Here is a 26,496-nt window from a genome sequence, read left to right as displayed (position 1 = left end):
ACTTTTGGCACGCTGTTGAGTTCTCAAGGAACGGACGCTTCCTTCGGACCGCCTTCCAGCGGACCCTCCGGGCTTCGTTCTTTCGTGTTTCCAGCCTAGCAGATGATTTCCGCCCCGTTTACCGGAGCTTTTCGCATCTGAAATCTGGCGTTAACCGCTGAGTCGCGGCGACTCGACCAACCATAGCGGCTCGGCAGCCGGAGCGCGAACCGGGGCGCACCGACAGTCGCCCGGACGGCGGCATGATTTGTTGCTCTCGCGAGCATATACAGCAATGGTCCCGATTCGCCAAGATGCCTGTAGAGTGCGGCACATCGGAGCCAACAGGACTAGACCACTCGCGGGTCGACGAGTCGCCGGCCAGGCAGGCAGGGGCGGGGTCTTCGCCCGGGAATGTCAGCAGATGTCCAAAGTTGACATGATTTAGGCTTCGGTTGATCGTCATGCCGCTCCTCGCGGCCGCTCGCTGTACTGCGCACTTGGGAGGCACAACCATGACCACTGTGACGTCGCCGCTGACCGGCAAGATCGTGGGGCTCGCGGGCGTGCCCGACCCGGTGTTCTCGGGTGCGATGGTCGGCCCGGGCACCGCGATCGACCCCGTTCGCGAGCAGACCACGGCGGTCGCTCCGGTGGACGGTGTCGTCGTCTCCATGCACCCGCACGCGTTCGTCGTCGTGGACGCCGAGGGCCACGGTGTGCTGACCCACCTCGGGATCGACACCGTCCAGCTCAACGGCGAGGGCTTCGAGCTGCTCGTCAACAAGGGCGACACGGTGACCCGCGGTCAGGCCGTCATCAAGTGGGACCCGGCAGCCGTCGAGGCCGCGGGCAAGTCGCCGATCTCGCCGGTCGTGGCGCTGGAGGCCACCGCCGACACGCTCGGCGAGCTGCGGGAGGACGGCGACGCCAAGGCGGGCGAGCAGCTGTTCAGCTGGAGCTGACCCCTTCCTTCCGACACCCGCCCCGGACGAGATGACGGGGCGGCCCCCACACACAGCGGTTCCCGGCGGGGCCGCTCATCTCAGCGGAGACAGGTGACATGGAGAAGACGCTGCGCGGCGTGGGCGTGAGCCACGGGGTCGCGATCGGCCAGGTGCGGCACATGGGGACGGCGGTGCTGGAGCCCCCGACCACCCAGATCCCGACCGAGGACGCCCCGCGTGAGCAGGCTCGCGCCCAGGCCGCCGTCGACGCGGTCGCCGCCGACCTCGTCGCGCGCGGCAACCTCGCGGGCGGCGAGGCCCAGGCCGTGCTGGAGGCCCAGGCGCTGATGGCGCAGGACCCGGAGCTGATGGCCGACGTGTCCCGCCGGATCGCCGTCGGCAGCAGTGCCGAGCGCGGCATCTACGACGCCTTCGCGGCCTACCGGGCGCTGCTCGCCTCCGCCGGGGAGTACCTGGCCGGACGGGTCGCCGACCTGGACGACGTGCGCAACCGGATCGTGGCCCGGCTGCTCGGCGTGCCGATGCCGGGCGTGCCGGACAGCGACGAGCCGTACGTGCTGTTCGCGCGGGACCTGGCGCCGGCCGACACCGCGCTGCTCGACCCGACGCTGGTGCTCGGCTTCGTGACCGAGGAGGGCGGGCCGACCAGCCACAGCGCCATCCTGGCCCGGGCGATGGGCGTGCCGGCCGTCGTGGCGCTGCCGGGTGCGATCGATGTCGCCGAGGGCACCGTGGTCGCGGTGGACGGCAGCTCCGGCGACGTGCTGCTGGAGCCGTCCCAGGAGAAGCAGGACGAGCTGCGGGCCGTCGCCGCCGAGCGCAAGGCCGCGCTGGCCGCCTCCTCCGGCCCGGGGCAGACCTCGGACGGGCACCGGGTGCCGCTGCTGGCCAACGTGGGCGGCCCGGCCGACGTGCCGGCCGCGCTGGAGAACGGCGCCGAGGGCGTGGGCCTGTTCCGCACCGAGTTCCTGTTCCTGGACGACTCGGCGAAGGCTCCCGGCGCGGAGAAGCAGGTCGAGGCGTACCGCAAGGTGCTGGAGGCCTTCCCCGAGGGCCGGGTCGTGGTCCGGGTGCTGGACGCCGGAGCGGACAAGCCGCTGGACTTCCTGACGCCGGCCGACGAGCCGAACCCGGCCCTGGGCGTGCGTGGTCTGCGCACCCTGCTCGAGCACCCCGAGGTGCTGCGGACCCAGCTGGAGTCGCTGGCCAAGGCGGCCGAGGGCCTGCCGGTGCACCTTGAGGTGATGGCCCCGATGGTGGCCGACCGCAAGGACGCCAAGGACTTCGCGACCGCCTGCCGCGAGGCCGGGCTGGACGCCAAGTTCGGCGCGATGGTGGAGATCCCGTCGGCCGCGCTGCGTGCCAGGGCGATCCTCCAGGAGGTCGAGTTCCTGTCGCTGGGGACCAACGACCTCGCGCAGTACACCTTCGCGGCCGACCGTCAGGTCGGTGCGCTGGCCCGGCTCCAGGACCCGTGGCAGCCGGCCCTGCTGGACCTGGTCGCCGCGGCGGCCGACGCCGCGCGGGCGGCCGGCAAGAGCTGCGGCGTCTGCGGCGAGGCGGCCTCCGACCCGCTGCTGGCCGTGGTGCTGACCGGGCTGGGCGTCACCAGCCTCTCGATGGGCGCGGCCTCGATCCCCTACGTGCGGACCGCGCTCGCCAAGTACACGCTGGCGCAGTGCCGCCGGGCGGCCGAGGCGGCCCGGGCCGCGGACAGCGCCGAGGAGGCGCGGGCCGCGGCGCAGCAGGTGCTCTCCGGCGAGTAGTCGGGAACGAGGAAGAGGGGCGCCCCCACCATCCCGGGTGGGGGCGCCCCTCTCGTCTGCTCCGGGGCCGGTCAGGCCTGGCGGTCGAGGCGGAGCTGTTCGAAGAAGCGCAGGTGCTCGATGCGGTCGACGGAGCCGGGGTTGACGGCCTGCTCCAGCGGGGTGCCGGAGAGGATGCGCTTGACCGGGACCTCGATCCGCTTGCCGGTGAGGGTGTGCGGGAGGCCGCGTACGGCGATGACCTCGTCGGGCACGTGGCGCGGGGAGAGCTCGGTGCGCAGTGCGGTGCGGATGCGGCCGATCAGGTCGTCGTTCAGTTCCGCGCCGGGGGCGAGGACGACGAACAGCGGCATCCAGTAGCCGCCGTCGGGCTCCTCCAGGCCGATGACCAGGGATTCGGCGATCTCGGGGAGGCGCTCGACGACCTCGTAGATGTCCGAGGAGCCCATCCGGACGCCTTGGCGGTTGAGGGTGGAGTCGGAGCGGCCGTGGATGACGACGGTGCCGCGGGAGGTGACGGTGATCCAGTCGCCGTGGCGCCAGATGCCGGGGTACGTGTCGAAGTAGCTGTCGTGGTACCGGGTGCCCTCGGGGTCGTTCCAGAAGCGGGTGGGCATCGACGGGATGGGCTTGGTGACGACGAGTTCGCCGACGGCGTCGGTGAGCGGCTTGCCCTGGACGTCCCAGGACTCGACGGCGGCGCCGAGGCAGGGGGCCTGGATCTCGCCGACGTGCACGGGGAGGGTGGGGACGCCGCCGACGAAGCAGGAGCAGACGTCGGTGCCGCCGCTGACGGAGGCGAGCCAGACGTCCTCCTTGACCTCGTCGTAGATCCAGCGGAAGCCGTCGGGCGGGAGCGGGGAACCGGTGGTGCCGATGCAGCGCACCGCGGAGAGGTCGAGGTCGCGGCCCGGGTGGAGCTCGGCCTTGCGGCTGGCGATCACGTAGGCGGCGGAGGTGCCGAGGACGGTGGCGCCGGTGCGGGCGGCGGCCGACCAGAGGGCGCCGGTGTCCGGGTGGCCGGGGCTGCCGTCGTAGGTGACGATCGTGGACCCGACGAGGAGGCCGGCCAGCAGGAAGTTCCACATCATCCAGCCGGTGGAGGTGTACCAGAGGAAGCGGTCCTGGGGGCCGAGGTCGAGGTGGAGGCCGGCCTGCTTGAGGTGTTCCAGCAGGATGCCGCCCTGGCTCTGGACGATGGCCTTGGGCAGGCCGGTGGTGCCGGAGGAGTAGAGGACCCAGAGCGGATGGTCGAAGGGGACCGGCTCGAAGACCGGCTCGACGGCGTCGGCGACCAGCTCGTCCCAGCTCAGGGTTCCCTCGGGGGCGGGGGCGCCGAGCAGCGGGACGTGCACGACGGTGCGCAGGCTGGGCAGCTCGCGGCGGAGTTCGGCGACGACCTCGGTGCGGTCGTGGTCCTTGCCGCCGTAGTGGTAGCCGTCGATGGCGAAGAGGACGGCGGGTTCGATCTGCTGGAGGCGGTCGAGGACGCTGCGTGCGCCGAAGTCGGGGGCGCAGCTGGTCCAGATCGCACCGACGGCGGCGGTGGCGAGCAGGGCGACGGCGGCCTGCGGGATGTTGGGCAGGTAGGCGCCGACCCGGTCGCCGGGGCCGATGCCGCGGGCGCGCAGGGCGGCGGCCAGCGAGCCGACCTGGCGGCGGAGCTCGGACCAGGTGAGGACGACCGGCTGCTCGGAGGTCTCGTCGAGGTGGAGGATCGCGGGGCGGTCGGCGTTCGCGGGATCCTCGGCCGCGCGCAGCGCGTGCTCGGCGTAGTTGAGGCGGGCGCCGGGGAACCAGTGGGCGCCGGGCATGGCCGGGTCGGCGAGGACGGCCTCGGGGGCCTGGGTGAAGCGGACGTCGAACCACTGGGTGATCGCGGTCCAGAACCGGTCGAGGTCCTCCGTGGACCAGGCGTGCAGGTCGGCGTAGCGCTGGGCGGCCTGCTGGTCGTCGTCGGCCGGGGCGAGCGGGGCGGCCGGGGCGCCGTGGTGTTCGGCGGCCCAGGCCTGGAAGGCCACCAGGGAGGTGGCGGTGGCGCGAGCGGGGTTGGGGCGCCAGAGCGGCTGGTCCTGTGGTGGGGTGCTCACGGTGGTGGTCTCCCGGCCGGTGGTGGGGACGGGAGCGCTCGTGGCAGACCCGTCCGGTTGGGCTGTCGGTGCAGACCATGCCATGTGATCGCCCGCCGCGCCAGGGTCGGCCGGTGGGTCGGCGGGAGATCGGCGGGGTGGTCAGCGGGGGGTGAACTCGCCGCCGAACCAGCGGCGCAGGACGCCGTTGTGGAAGTCCCACACGAGCGGGGTTTCGGCGGTGGCGAGCAGCCAGCCGTCGGTCTCGTCGGTGGGGCGCGACGGCGGGAGGTCTGCGAGCGGGCGGGCCGGGAGCAGTCCGCAGAGCATGACGAAGCGGCCGTTGGGGTCGGAGGCGGTGTGGATCAGGGTGACCTCGGCCGGGTCGGCGGAGATGCCGGTCTCCTCGTGCAGTTCCCGCACGCAGGCCTGCTGCCAGCTCTCCCCGTAGTCCATGTAGCCGCCGGGGAAGGCGAGTTCGCCGTAGCCGGGTTCGATGGTGCGGCGGATGACGACCAGGGCCGGGTCGGCGTCGGGGAGGGTGACGGGGAGGACGGTGACCGCGACGGGCAGGGGGTTGCGGTAGCTGATCTCGGCGCAGCCGGGGCAGGTGCGGGGCCAGAGGCGGGTGCCGGGCGGGTAGGGCGTGCCGCAGAAGTGGCAGTGCGAGAACGGCCGGTGGGCGGCCCGCTGGGCTTCGCCGGTGGTGGTCTCTCCGCCGGTGGTCGTCGCTTCGTCAGTGGTCATGGCCGGATGGTAGCCCCGTCGGTCGGCGGTGCTGCCGCGGGCCGCCGAACCTCAGGGTGCCGCGGTGCCGTCGGCCGGGTCGTCGCGGGTGGGGCGGAGCAGCGCGGGGTGGAGCAGGCGGGCGTCGCCGGCGTGGTACGTGCGGGCGCGGGGGCCGCCGCGGGCACCGCCGCGCTCGGTGGTGGCGCCGGTGCTCTCGACGAAACCGGGCACGGAGAGCACCTTGCGGTGGAAGTTGCCGGGGTGGAGCTTCTCGTCCCAGACCGCCTCGTAGACGGCGCGGAGGTCGGGGATGGTGAAGTCGTGCGGCAGGAAGGCGGTGGCCAGCGGGCTGTACTCGAGCTTGGCGCGCACCCGGTCGAGGCCGTCGGCGAGGATGCGGGCGTGGTCGAAGGCCAGCGTGAGCGGGCAGGGGCCGGTGCGCCCGTCGACACCACCCCCGTGGGTGTCGGCAGGCGCACCGGCGGCTCGGGACCGGCCGCACGGCCGGAGGTCCAGGTCGGAGACGGGGTGCCAGGCGGCGGCCGCGGCGTCCGTCCCGGCCTGGGGGTCGGGCAGGTCCGGGGCGAAGGCGAGGTAGGCGACGGAGACGACGTGCATCCGCGGATCCCGCTCGGGGGCCCCGTAGGTGCCGAGCTGTTCGAGGTGGAGGCGGCAGAGCGTGGCCCCGGCCCCGGAGGCGCTCAGCAGGCCCGTCTCCTCGGCGAGCTCGCGGGCGGCGGCCTCGTCGAGGCTCTCCTCGCCGGCCCGCAGGAAGCCGCCGGGCAGCGCCCGGCAGCCCTGGTAGGGCGGGGCGCCGCGTTCGACGAGCAGGACGTGCAGGCTGCCGTGGCGCAGCGTCAGGGCGACCACGTCCACGGTGACGGCGATCGGGGCGTAGGCGCGCGGGTCGTACGCGGCGAGCCACTCCTGCTCGGCTCCGGGCCCGGTGGGGGCCGGTTGGTCGTCCGCTGCCATCGCCGGGCTCCTCTCCGTGCTCTCCGGTGCCACCCTGGCCTGTGCCGGCCGGTGCTGTTCTTCTCGGGCTGAGCACAACGTAGCGAGTCCGTTCCCCGGCGGCAAATGCTTTTCCTGCTCGGCTGGGGGCGCCCGCCCCTAGGCTGTGACCAGGAACTCTTCCTCAGGAGGTCGACATGCCCGCTGCTCCCCCGCCGGACTTCGCCGCCGCGCTGGCCGCCGGTCCGCTGGTGCTCGACGGTGGTCTGTCGACCCAGTTGGCGGCGGCCGGGCACGACCTCTCGGACGAGCTGTGGTCGGCCCGGCTGCTGGCGGACGACCCGCAGGCGGTGCTGGCGGCGCACCGGGCGTACTTCGCGGCGGGCGCGGACGTCGCGATAACCGCGAGCTACCAGGCGAGCTTCGAGGGCTTCGCGCGCCGCGGGGTCGGCCGGGCGCAGGCCGCGCGGCTGCTGGCGAGCAGCGTGGAGCTGGCCCGGGAGGCGGCGCGGCCGGAGCCGGGCGGGCGGCGGCGCTGGGTGGCGGCCTCGGTGGGCCCGTACGGGGCGGTGCTGGCGGACGGCTCGGAGTACCGGGGCCGGTACGGGCTGAGCGTCGCGGAGCTGGCGGACTTCCACCGGCCGCGGCTGGAGGTGCTGGCGGCGGCGCGGCCGGACGTGCTGGCACTGGAGACGATTCCGGACGCGGACGAGGCGCGGGCGCTGCTCGGGCTGGTGCGCGGGCTGGGGATGCCGGCCTGGTTGTCGTACAGCATCGAGGGCGACCGGACCAGGGCCGGGCAGCCGCTGGCGGAGGCCTTCGCGCCGGCCGCCGAGGTGGACGAGGTGATCGCGGTGGGCGTCAACTGCTGCACGCCGCAGGACGCGGACCGGGCGGTGGCGGTGGCCGCCGAGGTGACCGGGAAGCCGGTGGTGGTCTATCCGAACAGCGGGGAGAACTGGGACGCCGCCCGCCGGGACTGGCGCGGCGAGCCGACCTTCCGCTCGGCCCGGGTGGGCGGCTGGCTCGCGGACGGCGCCCGGCTGGTGGGCGGCTGCTGCCGGGTCGGGACGGACGGGATCGCGGCGCTGGCGGCGGAGGTGACGGTGCTGCGGGCGCAGCGCGCGGGGGCGATGGGCTGACGGCGCGGGCGCGGCGAGGGGGCGTCGCCGGTCGTCCGCGCACACGGCAGCCCGGGACGCGGGCCGAGCCGCCGCCGACGTGGACCCGGGGCGGGTTACCCGGGGGGAAGGTGCACGGAGTGAGGGCGGCCTGGCAGACTCGTCCCGTCATCACTGCGGTCGACAATGTCGACCGCCTGTCAGCGCGGAGGTACCCATGCCCGGCCCGATCCAGTCGCTTTCCCGGGCCGCCGCGATCATGCGCCTGCTGGCCGGCGGCGAGCGCCGGCTGGGCCTGTCCGAGGTCGCGACGGCGCTGGACCTGGCCAAGGGAACCGCGCACGGCATCCTGCGCACGCTGCAGCAGGAGGGGTTCGTCGAGCAGGATCCGGAGACCGGCAAGTACCAGCTGGGCGCCGAACTGCTGCGGCTGGGGCAGAGCTACCTGGACGTGCACGAGCTGCGGGCGCGGGCGCTGGTGTGGGCGGACGACCTGGCCCGGGCGTCCGGGGAGACGGTCTACCTGGGGGTGTTGCACCAGCAGGGCGTGCTGATCGTGCACCACGTGTTCCGGCCGGACGACACCCGGCAGGTGCTGGAGGTGGGCTCGATGCAGCCGCTGCACAGCACCGCGCTGGGCAAGGTGCTGGTGGCCTACGACCCGGTCGCGCGTGGGGAGTTGGGCGACGGTCCGTACGAGTCGTACACCGTGCGGACGTTGACCGAGGCGGCCGACGTGGACGCCGAGTGCGCGCTGATCCGCGAGCGCGGCTGGGCCGACTCGATCGAGGAGACCTGGGAGGGCGTGGCCTCGATCGGCGCGCTGATCCAGGACCGGCGGCGCAACCCGGTGGGCGCGGTGTGCATCAGCGGGGCGGTCGAGCGGGTCTGCGAGGACGGCTTCGTGAAGCCCTCGCTGGTGGCCTCGGTGCGCAGCGCGGCGCGGGCGATCTCCCGCGACCTGGGTGCCGGGCGGTTCTGAGCACATCCACGGGCGGCTCGCCGAGGGCCGCCGATTCGTCACGCTGAGGCGCGGACGGCCGGGAGGCCTGTCCGCGCCTCTGGCGTTTTGTCCTGTTTCGCGGCGCTCCGCTCGGTAACGTCGACGGACCCTCCGAGGCGAGGGTCACAGCTGCGTAACCCTGCCTTGACGAGGGGGCGACCTGGGGAGGAAGCTTCCGCATGACGGTCGACATTGTCGAACGATGGCCGGAGAGATCGCTCCCACAGTGCGCTCACCCGCACAGCGATCGACCGGCCGCCTGCCCCCACCTACCCTCCGGGCCATATGGACAAGGGAGTCTTTGTGTCCGCGTTCTCCAACGGCGACGTCTTCGTCGGCGAAACCCTCGGCACCGCCGCCCTGATACTCCTCGGCGGTGGCGTCTGCGCCGCCGTGACCCTCAAGAAGTCGAAGGCCGTCAACGCCGGCTGGCTGGCGATCACCTTCGGCTGGGGATTCGCGGTCCTCATCGCCGCCTACATGTCGGCTCCGAAGTCCGGCGCCCACCTGAACCCGGCCGTCACCATCGCCCTCGCGGTGAAGAGCGGCGAGTGGAGCCAGGTGCCGCTCTACCTCGGTTCCCAGCTGCTCGGCGCGATCATCGGCGCCGTGCTGGTCTGGGCCACCTACCTGGGCCAGTTCAACGCGAACGAGGAGCCCACCCTCGGCATCTTCTCGACCGGCCCCGAGATCCGGAACCCGATCCAGAACGTGCTCACCGAGGTCATCGGCACCTTCGTGCTCTGCTTCGCGATCCTCACCATCGGCACCAACTCCGGCCTCTCCCAGTCCGGCACCGGCACCCTGATGGTCGCCTTCACCGTCGTCGGCATCGGCCTCTCGCTGGGCGGCCCGACCGGCTACGCGATCAACCCGGCCCGTGACCTCGGCCCGCGCATCGCGCACGCCCTGCTGCCGATCCCGAAGAAGGGCGGCTCCGACTGGTCCTACGCCTGGGTCCCGGTCGTCGGCCCGATCCTCGGCGGCCTCGCGGCCGGCGGCGTCTACAACGCCATCTTCTAAAGGACGGGTTCGACCCCGCCACACACGGGGACTGACCGGAACGACGCGCGTCAGGCCCACCCACCCCGTATCCCCCGAACCCGAGCCGAGGACCCTCCCCATGACCACCACCGGTAACTACATCGCCGCGATCGACCAGGGCACCACCTCCAGCCGCTGCATCATCTTCGGCGCCGACGGCCGGATCGTCTCCGTCGACCAGCAGGAGCACCGGCAGATCTTCCCCCAGCCCGGCTACGTCGAGCACGACGCCGCCGAGATCTGGACCCGGGTCCAGTCGGTCGTCCGCGGCGCGCTGGAGAAGGCCGGCCTGACCAGGGACGACATCCGCGCGATCGGCATCACCAACCAGCGCGAGACCACCGTCCTGTGGGACAAGAACACCGGCGAGCCGGTGCACAACGCGCTGGTGTGGCAGGACACCCGCACCGAGGCGCTCTGTCGCGAGCTGGGCCGCAACGTCGGCCAGGACCGCTTCCGCCGCGAGACCGGCCTCCCCCTGGCCAGCTACTTCGCCGGCCCGAAGATCCGCTGGCTGCTGGACAACGTCGAGGGCCTGCGCGAGCGCGCCGAGGCCGGCGACATCCTGTTCGGCACCATGGACACCTGGGTGATCTGGAACCTCACCGGCGGTGTCGACGGCGGCAAGCACGTCACCGACGTGACCAACGCCAGCCGCACCATGCTGATGAACCTCAAGACCCTCGCCTGGGACGAGAGCATCGCCGAGTCGATGGGCGTGCCGATGGCCGTCCTGCCGGAGATCCGCTCCTCCGCCGAGGTGTACGGCGAGGCCGTCGGCGACCTCGCCGGCGTCCCGGTCGCCTCCGCGCTCGGCGACCAGCAGGCCGCGCTGTTCGGCCAGACCTGCTTCGACGAGGGCGAGGCCAAGTCCACCTACGGCACCGGCACCTTCCTGCTGCTGAACACCGGCGAGAAGATCGTCAACTCGTACCACGGCCTGCTGACCACCGTCGGCTACCGGATCGGCGACCAGGCCCCGGTGTACGCCCTGGAAGGCTCGATCGCCGTCACCGGCTCGCTCGTCCAGTGGCTGCGCGACCAGCTCGGCATCATCTCCACCGCCGCCGAGATCGAGACCCTCGCCAGCACCGTCGAGGACAACGGCGGCGCCTACTTCGTCCCGGCCTTCTCCGGCCTGTTCGCCCCGTACTGGCGCTCCGACGCCCGCGGTGTGATCGCCGGTCTGACCCGGTACGTCACCAAGGGCCACCTGGCCCGGGCCGTCCTGGAGGCCACCGCCTGGCAGACCCGCGAGGTCGTCGACGCCATGCAGAAGGACTCCGGGGTCGAGCTCACCGCCCTCAAGGTCGACGGCGGCATGACCAGCAACAACCTGCTCATGCAGAACATCGCCGACGTCCTGGACGCCCCGGTCGAGCGCCCGTACGTGGCCGAGACCACCGCCCTCGGCGCCGCCTACGCGGCCGGACTCGCCGTCGGCTTCTGGAACGACCTCGACACCCTGCGGGCCAACTGGCACCGCGCCGCCGAGTGGACCCCGCGCATGGACGAGGCCACCCGGGAGCGTGAGTACAAGAAGTGGCTCAAGGCCGTGGAGCGCACCATGGGCTGGGTGGAGGAGGAAGAGGACAACTGATCGACGAGCCGGTCGGGGCCCCCGGGCCCCGGCCGGCCGCCCGCTGTTCCGGCAGCGGGGACCACTGTGTTTCACCGGCCCGCCGCACCGGGCCGACCCGGTCCCTCCCGAAGGGGCCGCACCGCACACGAGAGGAGTAACGGCCCGCCTGCGCCGTGGGCCGTACACAACCACCATGGCAACCATCCCGACCCTGGGTGCCGAGCGCACCGCCGGCCACACCGCCTCCCGCGCCGAGACCCGTGAGCTGCTCGGCAAGGCCACCTACGACCTGCTGGTGATCGGGGGCGGCATCCTCGGCACGGCCGTCGCCTGGACCGCCTCCCAGGCCGGCCTGAAGGTCGCCATGGTCGACGCCGGCGACTTCGCCGGCGCCACCTCCAGCGCCTCCTCCAAGCTCGTCCACGGCGGTCTGCGCTACCTGCAGACCGGCGCGGTCAAGCTGGTCGCGGAGAACCACAAGGAGCGCCGCGCGCTCTCCACCGACGTGGCCCCGCACCTGGTCAACCCGCTGACCTTCTTCGTGCCGGTCTACAAGGGCGGCCCGCACGGCGCGGCCAAGCTCGGCGCCGGCGTCTTCCTGTACTCCGCGCTGTCCGCCTTCCGCGACGGCATGGGCCGGGTCTCCACCGCCGCGCACGCCGCCCAGCAGGTGCCCGCGCTGCGCACCGAGGGCCTGCGCTCGGTGGCCGTCTACGGCGACCACCAGATGAACGACTCGCGCGTCGCCGTGATGACCGTGCGCGCCGCCGTCGACGCCGGCGCCGTGGTGCTCAACCACGCCGAGGTCACCGGCCTGCGCTTCACCGGCGGCCGGGTCACCGGCGCCGAGCTCCGCGACCGCCTGGACGGCAGCGAGTTCGGCATCGACGCCCGCCTGGTGCTGAACGCCACCGGCCCGTGGGTGGACCACCTGCGCAAGATGGAGGACGCCGGCGCCGCGCCGTCGATCCGCCTCTCCAAGGGCGCCCACGTGGTCGTCAAGCGCCGCTCGCCGTGGCGCGCCGCGCTGACCATCCCGATCGACAAGTACCGCGTCTCCTTCGCCATCCCGTGGGAGGACCACGTCCTGCTCGGCACCACCGACGAGGAGTACACCGGCGACCCGAAGGACGTCCGGGCCACCGAGGCGGACGTCGACCAGATCCTGGGCGAGGCCGCGCACGCGATCCGCGACGAGCACCTCGACCGCGACCTGATCACCTACTCCTTCGCCGGCCTGCGCGTGCTGCCGGGCGGGCCGGGCGACACCGCTGCCGCCAAGCGCGAGACCGTCGTCACCGAGGGCCGCGGCGGCATGCTGTCGGTCTCCGGCGGCAAGTGGACCACCTACCGGCACATCGGCCGCACCGTGCTGGAGAAGCTGGCCCACGTGCCCGGCACCAGCCTCGGCGAGGACATGTCCCCGATCGCCCCGACCGTCCCGCTCCCGGGCGTCGGCGCGCCGAACGCGGTGGCGCACCGCCTGCTGATCGACCGTGAGCCGGGCTCGCGGATGGAGCCGCTGGTGGCCAAGCACCTGGCCAGCCACTACGGCACCCTGTCCTTCGACATCGCCCGCATGATCGACGAGAACCCGGAGCTCGGCCGGCCGATCCACGAGGACGGGCCGGACGTCTGGGCCCAGGTCGCGTACGCGGCGGACAACGAGTGGGCGTACACCGCGGACGACGTGCTGCGCCGCCGCACCACGATGACGGTGCGCGGGCTGGACACGCCGGAGATCAAGGCCGAGGTGGAGGCCTTCCTCGCGAAGCGCGCGAAGTAGTTCGGTCCTTCACGGCGGGCGGGCGTTCGGGTTTTCCCGGGCGCCCGCCCGCCGTTTCGGCGTTCCGGCGTTCCGTCGTTCCGGCGTTCTGCTCCGGCGGGCCTTCGGGGCCTTCGGGCCGGGACGCCGGCCTTGACCACCCGCTTCGGGCGGAGGTCGGGGCGGGTGAGCACGGCGAGGTCGGCGAGCGGGTCGCCGTCGAGGACGAGCAGGTCGGCGCGGGCGCCGGTCCGGTGCTGTCGGGGCTGCCGGGCTGAGCGGGGCCCGGCCGGCCCGAGGAAACGCCGAGGGGCGGCACCCGTACGGTCACGGGTGCCGCCCCTCGGCTTCGCTGCTTCGTGCGGCGGTTCTGTGGCGCGCCGGTTCTGTGGCGCGGTCACGGGCTCTGTGGCGCGCCGGCTGGTTCCGCGCGCTAGATGATCAGGCTGAGCGGCAGGATCAGGGCGATGGCGACCACGGAGATCACCGTCTCCATCACCGACCAGGACTTCAGCGTCTGCCCGACGCTCATCCCGAAGTACTCCTTCACCAGCCAGAAGCCGGCGTCGTTGACGTGCGAGAAGAACAGCGAGCCGGCGCCGATCGCGAGCACCAGCAGCGCCGCGTGGGTCGAGGACATGTTCGCGGCGAGCGGGGAGACGATGCCGGCGGCGGTGATCGTGGCGACGGTCGCCGAGCCGGTGGCCAGTCGGATCAGCACGGCGATCAGCCAGCCCAGCAGCAGCGCCGAGATGTGCCACTTGCCGGACCACTCGCTCACCGCGTTGCCGACGCCCACGTCGATCAGGGTCTGCTTGAAGCCGCCGCCCGCGCCCACGATGAACACGATGCCGGCGATGGGGCCGAGCGACTTGCCGACGGTGTCGGAGATCCGGGCCTTGTCGAAGCCGGCCGCCTTGCCGAGGGTCACCATGCCGAGCAGGGTCGCGGCGAGCAGGGCGATCAGCGGGGAGCCTATGAAGTCGAACACCCGCTGGCCCAGCGCCTTCGGGTCGTCGATCACGACGTCGGCCAGCGCCTTGCCGAGCATCAGCACGACGGGCAGCAGGATGGTGGCCAGCACGGCGGCGAAGGACGGGGTGTGCTCGCGCTTGGCCGTCTCCTCGGGGGCGGTGGCCGCCGGGATCTCCAGCGAGCCGACCCAGCGCTCGGCCAGCCGGGCGAACAGCGGGCCGGCGATGATCAGGGTCGGGACGGCGATCAGCAGGCCGAGCGCCAGGGTGATGCCGAGGTCGGCCTTCAGCGCGTCGACGGCGACCAGCGGGCCCGGGTGCGGGGGCACCAGGCCGTGCAGCACCGACAGGCCGGCCAGGGCCGGGATGCCGATCCGGATCAGGGGGACGTTGCCGCGGCGGGCGACCAGCAGCACGATCGGGATCAGCAGGACGACCCCGACCTCGAAGAACAGCGGCAGGCCGAGCACCGCGGCGATCAGCGCCATCGCCCAGGGCAGCGCCTTGTTGCCGGTCCGGGAGAGCACGGTGTCCGCGATGATGTTGGCGCCGCCGGAGTCGGCGAGCAGCTTGCCGAGCATCGCGCCGAGGCCGATCAGCAGGCCGACGCTGGCGACGGTGGAGCCGAAGCCCGTGGAGAAGCTGCTGAGCAGCTTGTCGAAGGGGGCACCCGCGACGGCGGCCAGCAGACCGGAGCCGAGCGTGAGGGCGAGGAACGGGTGCAGCTTCAGCTTGGTGATCAGTACGACGATCGCACCGATGCTGAGCAGCACCGCGATCAGCAGCTGGGAGTCGCTGCTGGTGTGCGGCAGGGCCGGTGGGGCGGCCGCCAGCAGAGCGGGGGCAATGCTCATGCGCCCGCCCCGCTTCGCTCGGCAGGGGCATGCGCCAGTGCGCGCCTTCTGATGGCTCGCTCGCTTCGCTCGCTCACGTGAGGTCTCCATTGACGGGCCGCAGCAGCGCCGCGGCCATCTCGACGAGTTCTTCGGGGGACGGGCCGACGTCCAGGACGGCACCGCGCTCGTCCGCCCCCAGGGGTTCCAGGGCGGCGTACTGCGAGTCGAGCAGCGACGACGGCATGAAGTGGCCGGTGCGGTGGCTGAGCCGGTCCTCGACCAGCTCGTGGCCACCGCTGAGGTGCAGGAAGAAGGCACCCGGGCAGGCCGCGCGCAGGGTGTCGCGGTAGTGGTGCTTCAGCGCCGAGCAGGTGACCACACCGCCGGTGCCGGCCTCGGTCCGCTCCTTCAGCCAGGCGCCGATGGCGCGCAGCCAGGGAGCGCGGTCCCGGTCGTCCAGCGGGATCCCGGCGGACATCTTGGCGATGTTGGCCGCGGGGTGGAAGTCGTCCGCCTCGGCGAAGGGGAGGGCGAGGCGGTCCGCCAGCAGGCGGGCCAGGGTGGTCTTGCCGACGCCCGAGACGCCCATCACCACCACGGTGAGGGGGGCCTGCGGGAGGTCGTGGTTCTCGACGCTGAGAGCCATGGGGTGGTGCTCCTTCGTTGCCTGGCCGCCACTATCGCCTCAAAGATATGACGTATTCAAGTGCCGGAAACCAAATCGTCATACTTTTGAGGTGTGGCCTGGATCGCAGGGCGACGCGAAGGTCCGCGGGGCGGGCGTCTACGCTGGTCGGATGGAGATCCAGGGGCTGCCCGGGCGGCTGCTTGACGAGCTCGGGCCGGCCATCGCGTCGGGGGAGATCCCCGAGGGCGCGGTGCTGCGCGGGGAGGAGCTGGAGCGCCGGTTCGGGGTGTCCCGGACGGTCGTCCGGGAGGCGGTGCGCATCCTGGAGGGGATGCGGATGGTGGCCTCCAGGCGCCGGGTCGGGATCACCGTCCAGCCGAAGTCGCTCTGGGACGTCTTCGACCCGATGGTGATCCGCTGGCGCCTGGCCGGCGCGGACCGCCCCGCCCAGCTGCGCTCGCTCGGCTCGCTGCGGGTGGCCGTCGAACCGGCCGCCGCCGCGCTCGCCGCCACCCACGCCAGCGACGACGAGCGGCGCGAACTCAGCTCGCTGGCCGTGGATCTGACGGTCACCGCGCGGGCCGCCGACCTGAACACCTTCCTCGAGCACGACATCGCCTTCCACTCCCTGGTGCTGCGTGCCTCGGGCAACGAGATGTTCGCCCACCTCGGGGACACCGTCGCGGCGGTGCTCACCGGTCGGACCGAGTATCATCTGATGCCCCATCAGCCGGAGCCGTACGCGATCCGGCTGCACCGCGAGGTCGCCGAGGCGATCTGCGCCCAGGACGCCGTCCACGCCGAGCAGGCGATGCGGACGATCGTGACCGGCGCACTGGAGGAGCTGAACCTCCAGCTGGACTGAGCCGCGGGCTCCCGGGGGCCGCCCCGGCCACTGGGCCGCGGGCCCGCCGGAGCCGCCGGGCCTGTGGGAACCGTCCTGATGACACGATTTGGCGGCAGTTCGACGGTTTCGGACGCATAGTCCTGGTTCGGCTGGGCAGAGTGAGGCGAGGGGCGCGTTTCGTGTGCGCCCGTTCCGTATGCTTCACAGAACACGCGCCACGTGCCTGGGGGTCGCTCGATGTCCGTGCCACGCCGCCGCCGTCGCCGCCTGCCCGACGAGGTGCGCGCCGCCGCAGTCCGGGCGGTGCTCTGCCTGTCCTTCACCCTGGTGGGCGTCGTGGTGGCGACCTTGGCCTCGTACGCGGGCAGTTGGCTGCTGACGCCGGCGCTGTTGGCGATGGGGCTCGGGGTGTTCGGCACCATGTGGTGCCTGCTGGAGATCCTGATCTCCCGCCAGGTCGCGGCCCAGCGGACGCGGGCGCCCGGCTCCGCGCACCCGATGGCGGGCAGCCGGGCGCCCACCGAGCCGCTGGCAGCGCGGCCGTTCCCCCGGCCCGGCTCGTCCTCGGTGTACCGGCAACCGTACGAGGCGCCGCAGTCTCCGCAGCCGCAGTCGCAGCCGCCGCAGCCGTACGGCGGTCCGGGGCGGCAGCAGCCGTACGGACCGGGGAACCAGCCGCAGCGAGCGCCGTACCAGCAGCCTCATCAGCAGCCGCACCAACCGCCGCCGCCCGTCACCGCAACAGCCGCCGCGCCAGGCCCGGGTGCAGACCAACCACCCGTAGCGCCGGGCGAGTCGGTCAGTCGCGCACCGGCAGCGCCCGGTAGTGGGTGGTGAGCCGGCGGCCCCCGTCCAGGACGTGGAAGGCCAGCATCGGCGGGTGGTCGAACGAGATGCCGCGCCCGCCCTCGCAGGGCAGCGTGACGGTGGAGACCACGCCGGGCGCCACCAGCAGCGGCAGACCGGCGAAGGTGGTCGCCGCGGGGGTGTGCGAGTGGCCGCAGAACAGGGCGACCACCCGGGGGTGCCGTCGCAGGACCCGGGCCAGCCGCTCCTCGCCGAACTGGCGGATCGGGTCGACGTACGGCAGGTGCAGCTCGACCGGCGGGTGGTGGAAGGCCACCAGGGCGGGCAACTCGGCGCGCCCCTCGGCGAGTTGCGCGTCCAGCCAGTCCAGCGTCCGCTCGTCCAGCAGGCCGTCGTGCTGCCCGGGTATGGAGGAGTCGAGCATCAGCACGTCGGCGCCCGGCAGTCGGTGCAGCCGGTTGACCGGCCCCTCCCCGGGCGCCTCGCCGAGCAGCACCTCCCGGTACGGCGCCCGGGAGTCGTGGTTGCCGGGGCAGGTGAGCACCGGGTGCCGGGAGGCCAACACCTCGGCGACCTGCCGGTACTCCCCGGGCAGGCCGTGGTCGGCGAGGTCACCGGTGACCAGCACCGCGTCCAGCGGGCCGGGCAGGGCGTCGAGGTACGCCATCACCTGCTCGGCCCGCCGCCGGGCTCGCTTGCCGCCGTCCCGGCGGTGGACCTGGCCGAGGTGGATGTCACTGAGGTGCGCGATCGTCAACATGTCGATCACGCTAACCAGTTCAGGCCTGAGCGGGAACCTCCGCGGGACGCTTGAACATCCGGGTGGCGGTGATCTCGCCGTGGATGGTCGGGCCGTCCGGGTCCGGGGCGGCGGGCAGGCCCGGGCGCAGGTGCTCCTCGACCGAGATGTACTTGAGGCCGGCTCGCAGGTCGGCGTCGTTGCGCAGACGGATCACCAGCGGGAACTCGGCGAGCGCGGTGGTGTCGAACAGGCCGGTGGTGTAGATCAGCTGGACGCCGAGCGCGTCGGCCACGGCCCGCTGGAGCTCCAGCAGGTAGGTGGCGTTGGCGCGGCCGATCGGGTTGTCCAGGAACAGCGTGCCGGCGTGCCGCAGCTGGGACTGGCCGCGGTCGTTGGCGCGCAGCGCGGCCATCGTGCAGTACAGCGCGATCGCCGCGGTGAGCAGCTGGCCGCCGGAGAAGACGTCGGACATCTGGCCGACGCCGACCCGCTCGGCTCGCAGCACCGCGTCGGGCTTGAGGATCTCGACGCTGACGCCCTTGGGACCGATCGCGGCGGCGACGCCGCGCAGCAGCAGGGACATGCCGTCGCGGCGCAGGTCGCTGTTCTTCTTGACGGCGGCGCGGGTGGCCTCGTCGATGACCTCGCCGAGGCGCTCGACCAGGGTGGCGTGGTCCGGGTCCTCGAAGCGGATCCGGAGGAACTCCTGGCCGGACCACTCCCCCAGGCCCTCGGGCAGCCGGGACAGCCGCTGGGCGGCGCGCAGGGTGGTGAGCGAGGACTCGACCAGGCCGCGCAGCCGGTCCACGATCGAGCCGCGGTTCTTCTCCAGCTGGGCGAGCTCGTCGGTGAGCACCCGCAGCCGGGGGGCGAAGGCCGCGGCCCAGGCGGCGGCGTGCTCGGGCAGCGCGGAGGCCGGCAGTTCGCGGATCTGCTGGCGGGCGGGGGTGCGGACGGCCTCGTAGCGGGCCGCGTTGGCGTGCCGGACCAGGGCGTCGGCGGCATCGCGGACGGCGAGTTCGGCGCTGGACAGCTCGCCGGCGGCGGTGCGCAGGGCGCGGCGGGCCTCGGTGGCGCCGGTACGGGCCTCGGCCAGCGAGCCCAGGTACGGCTCGACCGGGTCGTCCGGGTCCTCCTGGTGGTCGCGCAGCCCGTCGCGCAGCTGACCGGCCAGCTCGTCGAAGTCGGCGGCGGCGGCCTGGGCGGTGTCGAAGGTCCGCTGGAGGTCGGCGTGGGCGGCACGGGCGGCGTCCAGGGCCTCGCGGCGCTCGGCGAGGCGGCTGGTGGCAGTGCGCAGCAGGGCCTGGGCGTGCTCCGGATCGGTGGGGACGAGGTCCTCGGGCAGCTCGGTGTGCGCCTCACCGTCGGCGGGGGCGGAGCGTTCGGCCTCGCCGCGCAGCCGGCCGAGCTGCTCGCTGGCGGCGGCCGAGCGGGCCTCGATGGTGGCGACCAGTTCCTCGGCGCGGACGGCGGCGGCCTGGCGAGCCGGGCCGTCGGCGCCGTCAGGGCTGCCGAGGAGCTCCTCGGCGCGGGTGCGCACCTTGTTGGTGAGACGGTCGAGTTCGGCCGCGGCGGCGGCCTCGTCACCCTCGGCGCGGGCCTGTTCGGCGCGCAGGTCGGCGCCGACGCCGACCTTCTCGTACAGCTGGGAGGCGGCGCGGTAGGCCTCGCGCAGGGCGGGCAGCGCGGCGGGGGCGGTCTCGGCGGGCTCGTCGGACTGCTCGGCGGCGGGGATCTCGGCGCGTTCGGCGCGCAGCGCGCGGGCCGTCCGGCGGGCGTCGTCGGCCGCGCGCTGGGCGGCGCGGCGGTCCTCGTCGCAGGTGCGGGCGCGCTCGGCGCACAGCGTCTGGCGGCGGTCGCACTCGGCGGCGTCCTCGGCGAGTTCGCGCTGGCGGCGGGCCCAGTTGCCGCGCTCGCGCAGCCGGAAGGCGAGGCCGGAGAGGGCGTCGGCGCGGCGCCGGGCGCGCTGGGCGGCCTCGCGGTGCTCCTCGTGGGCGGAGGCGGCCACGGCGTGGTCGGTCTCGGCCTCGTCGTGGTCGGCGCGCAGGGTGCCCAGGGCGGCGGCGGCCTGTTCGGCGTGCTCGCGGGCGGCCTCGGCGGCGGCGGCGAGTTCGGCGAGGGTGCCGGGCGGGCAGCTGGCGTGCCAGGAGGCGAGGCGGGCGGCGAGGGCGCGGTCGGCACCGAGGCGGCCGGCCAGTTCGCGGATGTGCTCCTCGCGCGCGCTCGCCCGGGCGCGCAGTTCGCGGCGCTCGCCGTCGGCGGCGGACTCGTCGTGCATGGCCGGGTTCGGCGGGACGAGGAAGAAGGCCGGCTCGTCGGTGATCGGGGCGATCAGCGAGGCGGCGGCGCCGACGGCGACGGTGGAGCGCGGCAGCAGGGCGGCGGCCTGCAGGGCCTCGCGGGCGCGCTCCAGCGAGGACGGGTCGGTGACGACCACGCCGTCGACCAGTTCGGGGCGGGCGGCGAGGATCGCGTCGTGGTCGGCCGGGTCGACGGACTGGGCGAGGTAGCGCCAGCCGGGCAGGGCCGGGATGCCGTGCTCGGCGAGGTACTCGACGGTGGCGAGCACGTCCGGGCCGGGCGGCAGCAGACCGCCGTCGCCGAGGGCGGCGAGGATGCGGGAGTCGTCGGCGGCGGCCGTACGGAGGTCGAACAGGGTGCGTTCGGCGGTGGCGATGGACTCGTCGAGGAGTTCGCGCAGGTACTCGGCGTTGCGGTCGAGCACGGCGGGGGTGAGGAAGCCCGCGTCCTCCTCGGCGCCGTCCTGGTAGGGGGTCAGGGAGAGCAGGTCGGCGAGGCGCTCCTCGGTGGCGAGCAGCGCGGCGGTGCGCTGCTCGCCGGCGAGGGCACGGGCGGCGTCCTTGCGGGCGTCGCCGGCCCGCTCGGCGGCGAGTTCGGCGCGCGAGGTGGCGGCGGCGGACTCGCGCAGCCGGGCGGCGGCGGACTCGGCGGCGGTACGGGCCTGGGCGAGCGCGGCGGCGGCGGCCTTCTCGACGTCGGCGGCGTGCAGCGCGGCGCGGGCCGGGTCCACGTCGCCGTCGGCGTCGATGAAGCCGGCCGAGACGGCGGCCTCGGTCTCCTGCTCGACCTCGGCGAGGCGCTGGCGCAGGTGCTCGGCCTCACTGCGGGCCTTCTGGGCGGCGGTGGCGGCCTCGGTGGCATCGGACTGCGCCTTGCCGCCGTCCTCCTGGAGTTCTCCCGCGCGCTCCTCCTCGGTGTCGGCGCGGGACTCGGCGGCCGCGGCGGCGGCCTCCAGGGCGCGGGCCAGGGCGGTCGCCGCGCGGGCCCGGGCGGCGAGCGCGGGGGCGGCGTCCAGTTCGGCCTCGCGGATGGCGGCGGCGACCCGGGCGACCCGGTCGGCGGCGGCGCGCTGGCGCAGCACCGCCTCGGCGGCCTGCCAGGCGGAGTGCAGGGTGCGGGCGTCGATGAGTTCGCGGCGAAGCGCGGCGGCCTCGGCGGTGGCCGCGGTGAGGCTCAACGTGGCGTGCCGGTGGGTGAGTTCGTCGGTGATCAGGCTGTGCCGGGTGCGGTCGGCCTCGGCGGCGGTGACGGCGCTCGCGGCGGCGGCGACCTCGATGGCGAGGTCCTGGGCGCGGTCGCGCTCGGCGGTGGCGCGGGAGGCGAGGGCGTGGGCGAGGCGGCGGGTGCGGCGCTCGGCGGTGCGGTGGGCCTCGCGGACGGTCTCGCGGGCGGTGGTGGACTCGGCGATGCGCTCCAGGAGGTCCAGTGAGCCGGCGGTGAAGTCGCGTTCCGCGGTGAGTTCGGCGCGGCGGCCGAGCTTGGCGGCGAAGCCGTGCACGAGGTCGGCGAGGCCGTCGGTGTCCCGGGTGTCGGTGACGGCGCGCAGCAGGAGGTCGGTGAAGTCGCTGTCGTGCTTGACCGCGAAGAGGCCGGCCGCCTCGCCCTCGTCGGCGTTCATCTCGCGCTGGTAGCGGAAGAGTTCGGGGTCGAGGCCGAGTTCGCCGAGGTGTTCGGTCCAGCGGTCGTGGCCGTCCTCGAAGACCAGGTCGAGGTGGGGGTGGGCCTTGCCGGCCTCGGTGAGGGCGTCGCGGAAGCCCTTCATGGTGCGGCGGCGGCCGCGGGCCTTCTGGTCGCCGGCCAGGCTGACCCGTTCGGCGACCGGCAGCGAGTCGAGGGTCAGGCCGGGGCCGGGACGGAAGGAGTACCAGGTCTCGGCGAACTTCCGCGGGTCGGAGGAGACCTGGCGGCCGCGCCACTCGCTGACCTTGCCGACCACGATCAGCTCGCCGGTGACGGTGTGCTGCCACTCCAGGGCGACGTGGCCGCAGTCGTCGGCGAGCAGGAACTTGCGCAGCACGCCGGAGCTGGCGCCGCCGAGGGTGTTGCGGTGGCCGGGGAGCATGACCGAGAAGATCAGCTTGAGCAGGACGGACTTGCCGCCGCCGTTCTCCAGGAAGAGCACGCCGGCGGGGGCGGGGCGGCGGACCGGGCCGTCGGTCTCCTCGCCGAACAGGCCGATCTGCTGCGGGGCCGGGTCGGCGACCGGCTCGCCGACGCCGCGCAGGTCGAGCACCGTGTCGGCGTAACGGGCGCCGGCCGGTCCGATCGAGTAGAGGCGGACCCGGTTGAGCTCGTACATGTGCGGCGGTTCTCCGTGGCTTGCGTGGCGTGAGGGATGGGCGGCGGGCCGGCTCGGGGTGGGTGGGCCGGCGCGGCGGTCCGGGACCGGCGCGGTGGTCGGGACCGGGTGCGCTCGGCGGGAGGCCGGCGCGGTGGGCTCGGAGCGGGTAGGCTCTGAGCTCCGGGACTCAGGGCTCCGGGACTCAGGGCTCCGGGACTCAGGGCTCCGGGACTCAGGGCTCCGGGACTCAGGGCTCCGGGACTCAGAGCGAGTGGAACGGCAGGCCCGCGTCGGCGACCAGTTCGTCGCCGGTGTCCGGCGGCAGCAGGCTGGCCGTGCCGTCGGAGACCGGGACGATGCCCAGGTCGAGCAGTTCGGCCATGGCCGCGCTGCCCGCCAGGTCGCGCACCTGGAGCTGGTAGCGGGCGGTGGTGCGGTAGGTGCCGCCGGAGTCGTCGGAGACCTTCTGCAGGAAGCCCGAGTCGACCAGGAACAGCACGGCCTTGGCGACGATGCCGATGGTGGAGCCGGAGAGCCGGCGGGCGTCCTTGGTGGCGCCGGTGGCGGTGCGCCGGGCCCAGACCCGCCAGGCGGCCTCCAGGCCGGGGGCGTCGGAGGCCGGGTCGGTGTTGGCGCCCTCGGCGTCGGCCTGCTCCTCCAGGCGGCGGCAGGCCTGGCGGACGAAGGAGTCGACGCCGTTGACGGTGATCCGCCCGAGGTAGCCGTCGTCGGCGAGGTCCTCGGGGCGGGGAAAGGCCATCGCGGCGACGGCCAGGTGGGCGAGGCCGTGCAGGAAGCGGTCGGTGGACTCGGAGGCGGCGCGGCGCGAGTAGTCGCCCATCCGGACGGCGAACAGCGAGTCCTCGGCGGCGGCCACGGCCATGCCGGCCCGCGGCGAGACCTCCAGGACGACCAGGCCCATGCCGGTGGCGATGGCGTCGGCGAGCCGGGCGAACGGCGGGTCCTCGCGGTGGCGGCGCACCAGCTCGGCGTACTCGGCGTCCCGGGCGGGCAGCAGCTTGGCCTGGAGGCCGAAGGAGACCAGCCGGGCGGCGTCCGCGACGTCGGCCGGGGTGATCGGTGCGGGGGCCGCGGGTTCGCTCTCGGTCGCCCAGGACGTGTCGTGGTGGGTCGTCACGGGCGGTGCTCCTCGGGGGTGGCGCGGTGGTTACGGTTCGTCAAGGTTGGTCCCGGCAACGTGTGCTTCCCGGCCGGTCAGCCGGCGTCCTTGCGGTCGGCGGCCATGCCGACCGCGTCGAGCAGGGCGCTGCCGACGATCAGGTCGGCGCCGCCGAACTCCGGGTCGCGCAGCGGGGTGCCGTCGTCCACGGCGAACAGCAGCCGCTCCTCGCCCTGGCGGTAGGCGGTGCCGACCGGCGGGCTGGCGGCGTGCACGGCGAGCAGGGCGACCAGGTACGGCAGGTCCGGGTCCTGCTTGCGGGCGTCGGCGAGCAGGCCGGAGAGCCGGCGGGGGGCGTCCGGGGGCAGGTCGAGCAGGATCATCGCGGACTCCAGCTGGGCCTCGGAGAACCGGCTGTCGTCCGGGGTGGCGACCAGGTCCGGATCGGGCAGCTCGGCGCCGAGGTGCTCGCGTTCGACCGGCGGGGTGAGCAGCAGGTCGATCAGGTCGGTGACCCGGACCGAGACGGGGGTGCGCAGACCGGCGCCACGGGCGAAGAACGCGCCGGTGGGACGGACGGCCTGCTCTATCGGCAACCGCAGCACGGGGGCGAGCAGCTGCCCGTAGAGGTCGATGCCGCTGCGGGCGCCGGGGGTGGAGAAGGCTTGGCGGTCCTGCTCGGCGCGGAACAGCGGGCCGGCCTCCAGCAGGCGGGTCTGGAGCTGGGTGTGGCGGCGGATGCAGTCCTTGACGATGTCGACCAGCTCGGCGGCGCGGCGCTTGTGCTCCGGGTCCTCGGCCTCGTCGCGGGCCTTGCGGATGTTGGTGAGAATCGCGTTCTCGTGCCGGTAGCGGTCCGCGATGTGGTCCAGCGCCTCCTCGATGAGGTCGGGGATGGCCCGCATCCAGTCGACGGCGCGGACGTTGCGGCGGGTGGCGTCCAGCGCGCGGCGGAGCGTCTCGGCGTACTGGACGGTGCGGTAACGGGCCTGCTCGGCGGCGAGCTGGGCGTCGGCCAGCCGGCCGCGGCGGATCAGCACCTCCAGCTTGACCTCGGCGGCGATCTGGGCCGAGGTGACGTCGGTGTCGAGCGCGCCGACCAGGACGTTGACCGCCTCGTCGGTGGTGCGCAGGTAGACGCCGCCGTCCGGGCCGGGGACCTCCTCGATCAGCTTGAAGTCGTAGTCCCGGCGGACGTACTCGCCGTCCGCTCCGAAGGTGCCGTAGACGGCGCGGAAGCCGCGGTCCACGCTGCCGACGTTGATCAGCGACTCCAGCACCCAGCGGGCGACCCGCTCGTGCTCGGCGGCGGGGCGGCCGACGGCCTGGACGGCGACCCGGGGCAGCAGCCGGGCGAGCACTATCTCGCGGTCGGCCCCGGTGTCGAAGTCCATGTTCAGGGTGACCAGGTCGATCGCGGCGAGGCCGACCTCGGCCATCGCGTAGCCGCCGTACTCGCCGGCCAGGTTGACCTTGCGGTTGTCCAGGTCGTGCAGCGGGGCGGTGCAGGCCAGCGCCTTGAGCCGGCGGGCCAGGCCCTCGTCGGCGGCGGGGCCGGGCGCGGTGCGCGCGGCGGCCGGGCCGGCGGGCGGGCGGAGGCCGGACTCGGTGGGCGGGTCTGCGATGGCGGTCACGGGGGACAAGATTAGAGGTTCGCACCGACATCGACCGAAACGGACCTTGCGGGCGGGCGGAGCGGCAGGTGGACGGCGGTGCGGGTGACGGATTCGGAACGTGGTTTCGACGAGATCCCGCCATTCCCGAACCGGCATTCGAGAAAAGCGTGAGGACGGCGCGCTTGTTCGGTGATGATCGACCTATGATCACCCGACTGGCCAAAGCGGGCCTCGCCGCCGCGCTGTCCGTGACCACCTTCGCCACCGGTGCCGTCCTCGTCACCGGTGCCACCGCCGCAGCGGCCGCACCGGCCGCACCGACGCCCGCCTCCGCCACCTCGACCGCCGCGACGTCCACCTCCGCCCAACACGTGACCGTGTCGCAGAGCGGGAACTACCCGGGCGGCTTCTTCACCACCGGGAACATGTCGGCGGGCTGGACCTCGTCCGGCACCGCGGACCTGACCGGCCCGACGCACTTCACCGTCGACCTGCCGCCCGGCGTCACCACCGACGGTGCGATGTTCTACTCCATGCCGTACGACTACACCTTCAGCTCGACCCTCTCCCCCGACGGCCGCCACCTGGAGGCCGTGCTGAACGGCACCCGGGTGGTCGGGAAGTACGAGTTCATGAAGCTCAGCCTGCGCACCACCCCCGGCGTGCCGATCGCCGGCGTGATCACGGTGACGGCCGCCAACCCCAACGACACCGACCCGACCGGCCACATCTCCCGTTACGACCTCGGCACCCAGAGCCTCCTGCCGGCGACCGTCCAGGCCGCCCCGACCGTCACCGGCCTCGACACCACCACCGGCCCGGGCGCCGGCGGCACCGCGGTGACCGTCAGCGGCAGCAACCTGACCAACGGCATGGTGCTGGTCGGCGGCGTCCCGGCACCCGGCAGCTGCACCGGCACCTCCTGCACGGTGACCACCCCGGGCGGCTCGGGCAGCGCCCCGGTCACCGTGGTGACGCCCGGCGGCACCGCCGCGTCCCCGGCCGCCTTCGACTACACCGGCGCCCCGCCGCCGCCCCCGGCCGCACCGGCGGTCAGCAGCCTCTCCCCCACGTCCGGGCCGGCCGCCGGCGGGACCAGGGTGAACGTGTTCGGCAGCAACCTGACGTACGGGACGGTGGCCTTCGGCGGCGTGCCGGCCACGCACGTCTCCTGCGGCCCGTCCTTCTGCTCGGCCACGGCCCCGGCGGGCACCCAGGCCGGGCCCGTCGGCGTCACCGTCACGACGGCCGGCGGGACCAGCGCTCCGGTGACGTACACGTACACGGCGTAACGACAGCAGGCGGCGTCCTGTCCGTCGGTGGTGCCCGGGCTCGGCGGAGCCCGGGCACCACAGCGTTACGGG

The 26,496-nt window shown here is 73.9% G+C and carries 19 protein-coding genes; 10 read left to right on the top strand and 9 right to left on the bottom strand.

Annotated elements, in window-relative coordinates; translation table 11 throughout:
- Nucleotides 1-494 precede the first annotated feature (494 nt).
- The gene (locus ABZ449_RS37400) at nt 495-944 is read left to right on the top strand and encodes a PTS glucose transporter subunit IIA (protein WP_360355224.1); all 450 of its coding nucleotides are present in this window, start codon (nt 495-497) and stop codon (nt 942-944) included.
- A gap of 98 nt (nt 945-1,042) precedes the next feature.
- Complete coding sequence (gene ptsP / locus ABZ449_RS37395; RefSeq protein ID WP_360355222.1) at nt 1,043-2,713, top strand: phosphoenolpyruvate--protein phosphotransferase; 1,671 nt, start codon at nt 1,043-1,045, stop codon at nt 2,711-2,713.
- Nucleotides 2,714-2,784: 71 nt separating this feature from the next.
- Here ptsP and ABZ449_RS37390 read toward each other — a convergent pair whose 3' ends face one another.
- From ABZ449_RS37390 to ABZ449_RS37380, 3 genes are all read right to left on the bottom strand, one after another.
- Nucleotides 2,785-4,803: an acetoacetate--CoA ligase gene (locus ABZ449_RS37390; RefSeq protein ID WP_360355220.1), complete on the bottom strand. Its 2,019-nt coding sequence runs from the start codon at nt 4,801-4,803 to the stop codon at nt 2,785-2,787.
- A gap of 141 nt (nt 4,804-4,944) precedes the next feature.
- On the bottom strand, nt 4,945-5,529 hold the full coding sequence (locus ABZ449_RS37385; protein ID WP_360355217.1) for an NUDIX domain-containing protein: 585 nt from the start codon (nt 5,527-5,529) through the stop codon (nt 4,945-4,947).
- A gap of 51 nt (nt 5,530-5,580) precedes the next feature.
- Nucleotides 5,581-6,486, bottom strand: a complete 906-nt coding sequence (locus ABZ449_RS37380) for an NUDIX domain-containing protein (RefSeq protein ID WP_360355215.1) — start codon at nt 6,484-6,486, stop codon at nt 5,581-5,583.
- 176 nt (nt 6,487-6,662) lie between these two features.
- On the opposite strand from ABZ449_RS37380, the gene mmuM reads away from it, so the two are divergent.
- From mmuM to ABZ449_RS37355, 5 genes are all read left to right on the top strand, one after another.
- Nucleotides 6,663-7,607: a homocysteine S-methyltransferase gene (mmuM, locus tag ABZ449_RS37375; RefSeq protein ID WP_360355212.1), complete on the top strand. Its 945-nt coding sequence runs from the start codon at nt 6,663-6,665 to the stop codon at nt 7,605-7,607.
- A gap of 196 nt (nt 7,608-7,803) precedes the next feature.
- Nucleotides 7,804-8,568, top strand: a complete 765-nt coding sequence (locus tag ABZ449_RS37370) for an IclR family transcriptional regulator (RefSeq protein ID WP_360355210.1) — start codon at nt 7,804-7,806, stop codon at nt 8,566-8,568.
- Nucleotides 8,569-8,892: 324 nt separating this feature from the next.
- On the top strand, nt 8,893-9,612 hold the full coding sequence (locus ABZ449_RS37365; protein ID WP_360355208.1) for an MIP/aquaporin family protein: 720 nt from the start codon (nt 8,893-8,895) through the stop codon (nt 9,610-9,612).
- Nucleotides 9,613-9,712: 100 nt separating this feature from the next.
- Nucleotides 9,713-11,233: a glycerol kinase GlpK gene (gene glpK / locus ABZ449_RS37360; RefSeq protein ID WP_360355205.1), complete on the top strand. Its 1,521-nt coding sequence runs from the start codon at nt 9,713-9,715 to the stop codon at nt 11,231-11,233.
- A 175-nt stretch (nt 11,234-11,408) separates the two neighbouring features.
- A complete protein-coding gene (locus ABZ449_RS37355) occupies nt 11,409-13,001 on the top strand; it encodes a glycerol-3-phosphate dehydrogenase/oxidase (protein ID WP_360355202.1) in 1,593 nt (530 codons plus the stop codon).
- Between the two features lie 412 nt (nt 13,002-13,413).
- Here the strand turns inward: ABZ449_RS37355 and ABZ449_RS37350 are convergent, their stop codons facing one another.
- On the bottom strand, nt 13,414-14,808 hold the full coding sequence (locus ABZ449_RS37350) for a gluconate:H+ symporter (protein WP_360355199.1): 1,395 nt from the start codon (nt 14,806-14,808) through the stop codon (nt 13,414-13,416).
- Between the two features lie 73 nt (nt 14,809-14,881).
- Nucleotides 14,882-15,436: a gluconokinase gene (locus ABZ449_RS37345; protein WP_360355196.1), complete on the bottom strand. Its 555-nt coding sequence runs from the start codon at nt 15,434-15,436 to the stop codon at nt 14,882-14,884.
- A 151-nt stretch (nt 15,437-15,587) separates the two neighbouring features.
- Here ABZ449_RS37345 and ABZ449_RS37340 point away from each other — a divergent pair, with 151 nt between their 5' ends.
- Both ABZ449_RS37340 and ABZ449_RS37335 read left to right on the top strand, forming a co-directional pair.
- Nucleotides 15,588-16,283 carry an FCD domain-containing protein gene (locus ABZ449_RS37340; RefSeq protein ID WP_360355194.1) on the top strand — a complete coding sequence of 232 codons (696 nt, stop codon included), beginning with the start codon at nt 15,588-15,590 and terminating at the stop codon, nt 16,281-16,283.
- A 219-nt stretch (nt 16,284-16,502) separates the two neighbouring features.
- Nucleotides 16,503-17,102, top strand: coding sequence for a hypothetical protein (locus ABZ449_RS37335; RefSeq protein WP_360355191.1), 600 nt, complete (start codon nt 16,503-16,505; stop codon nt 17,100-17,102).
- Here ABZ449_RS37335 and ABZ449_RS37330 read toward each other — a convergent pair.
- The 4 genes from ABZ449_RS37330 to ABZ449_RS37315 all read right to left on the bottom strand — a co-directional run bounded on the left by ABZ449_RS37330 (nt 17,065) and on the right by ABZ449_RS37315 (nt 25,150).
- The gene (locus ABZ449_RS37330) at nt 17,065-17,832 is read right to left on the bottom strand and encodes a phosphodiesterase (RefSeq protein ID WP_360355188.1); all 768 of its coding nucleotides are present in this window, start codon (nt 17,830-17,832) and stop codon (nt 17,065-17,067) included. The two genes, ABZ449_RS37335 and ABZ449_RS37330, sit on opposite strands and share 38 nt — an antisense overlap.
- A 19-nt stretch (nt 17,833-17,851) precedes the next feature.
- On the bottom strand, nt 17,852-22,414 hold the full coding sequence (locus ABZ449_RS37325; protein ID WP_360355186.1) for a hypothetical protein: 4,563 nt from the start codon (nt 22,412-22,414) through the stop codon (nt 17,852-17,854).
- 244 nt (nt 22,415-22,658) lie between these two features.
- Complete coding sequence (locus ABZ449_RS37320) at nt 22,659-23,534, bottom strand: hypothetical protein (RefSeq protein WP_360355183.1); 876 nt, start codon at nt 23,532-23,534, stop codon at nt 22,659-22,661.
- A 77-nt stretch (nt 23,535-23,611) separates the two neighbouring features.
- Entirely contained in the window at nt 23,612-25,150 is a 1,539-nt protein-coding gene (locus ABZ449_RS37315; RefSeq protein ID WP_360355181.1) for a hypothetical protein, read from the bottom strand.
- 185 nt (nt 25,151-25,335) lie between these two features.
- Between ABZ449_RS37315 and ABZ449_RS37310 the strand changes: the two genes are divergently transcribed.
- On the top strand, nt 25,336-26,424 hold the full coding sequence (locus tag ABZ449_RS37310; RefSeq protein ID WP_360355176.1) for an IPT/TIG domain-containing protein: 1,089 nt from the start codon (nt 25,336-25,338) through the stop codon (nt 26,422-26,424).
- Nucleotides 26,425-26,496: the final 72 nt, after the last annotated feature.

Origin of the sequence: Kitasatospora sp. NPDC005856 (genome assembly GCF_040629945.1) — a bacterium.
In the GTDB taxonomy this organism is placed as follows: Bacteria; Actinomycetota; Actinomycetes; order Streptomycetales; family Streptomycetaceae; genus Kitasatospora.
The sequence above is the reverse complement of the archived record's forward strand: the minus strand, read 5'-3'. Positions and strand labels throughout refer to the sequence as shown.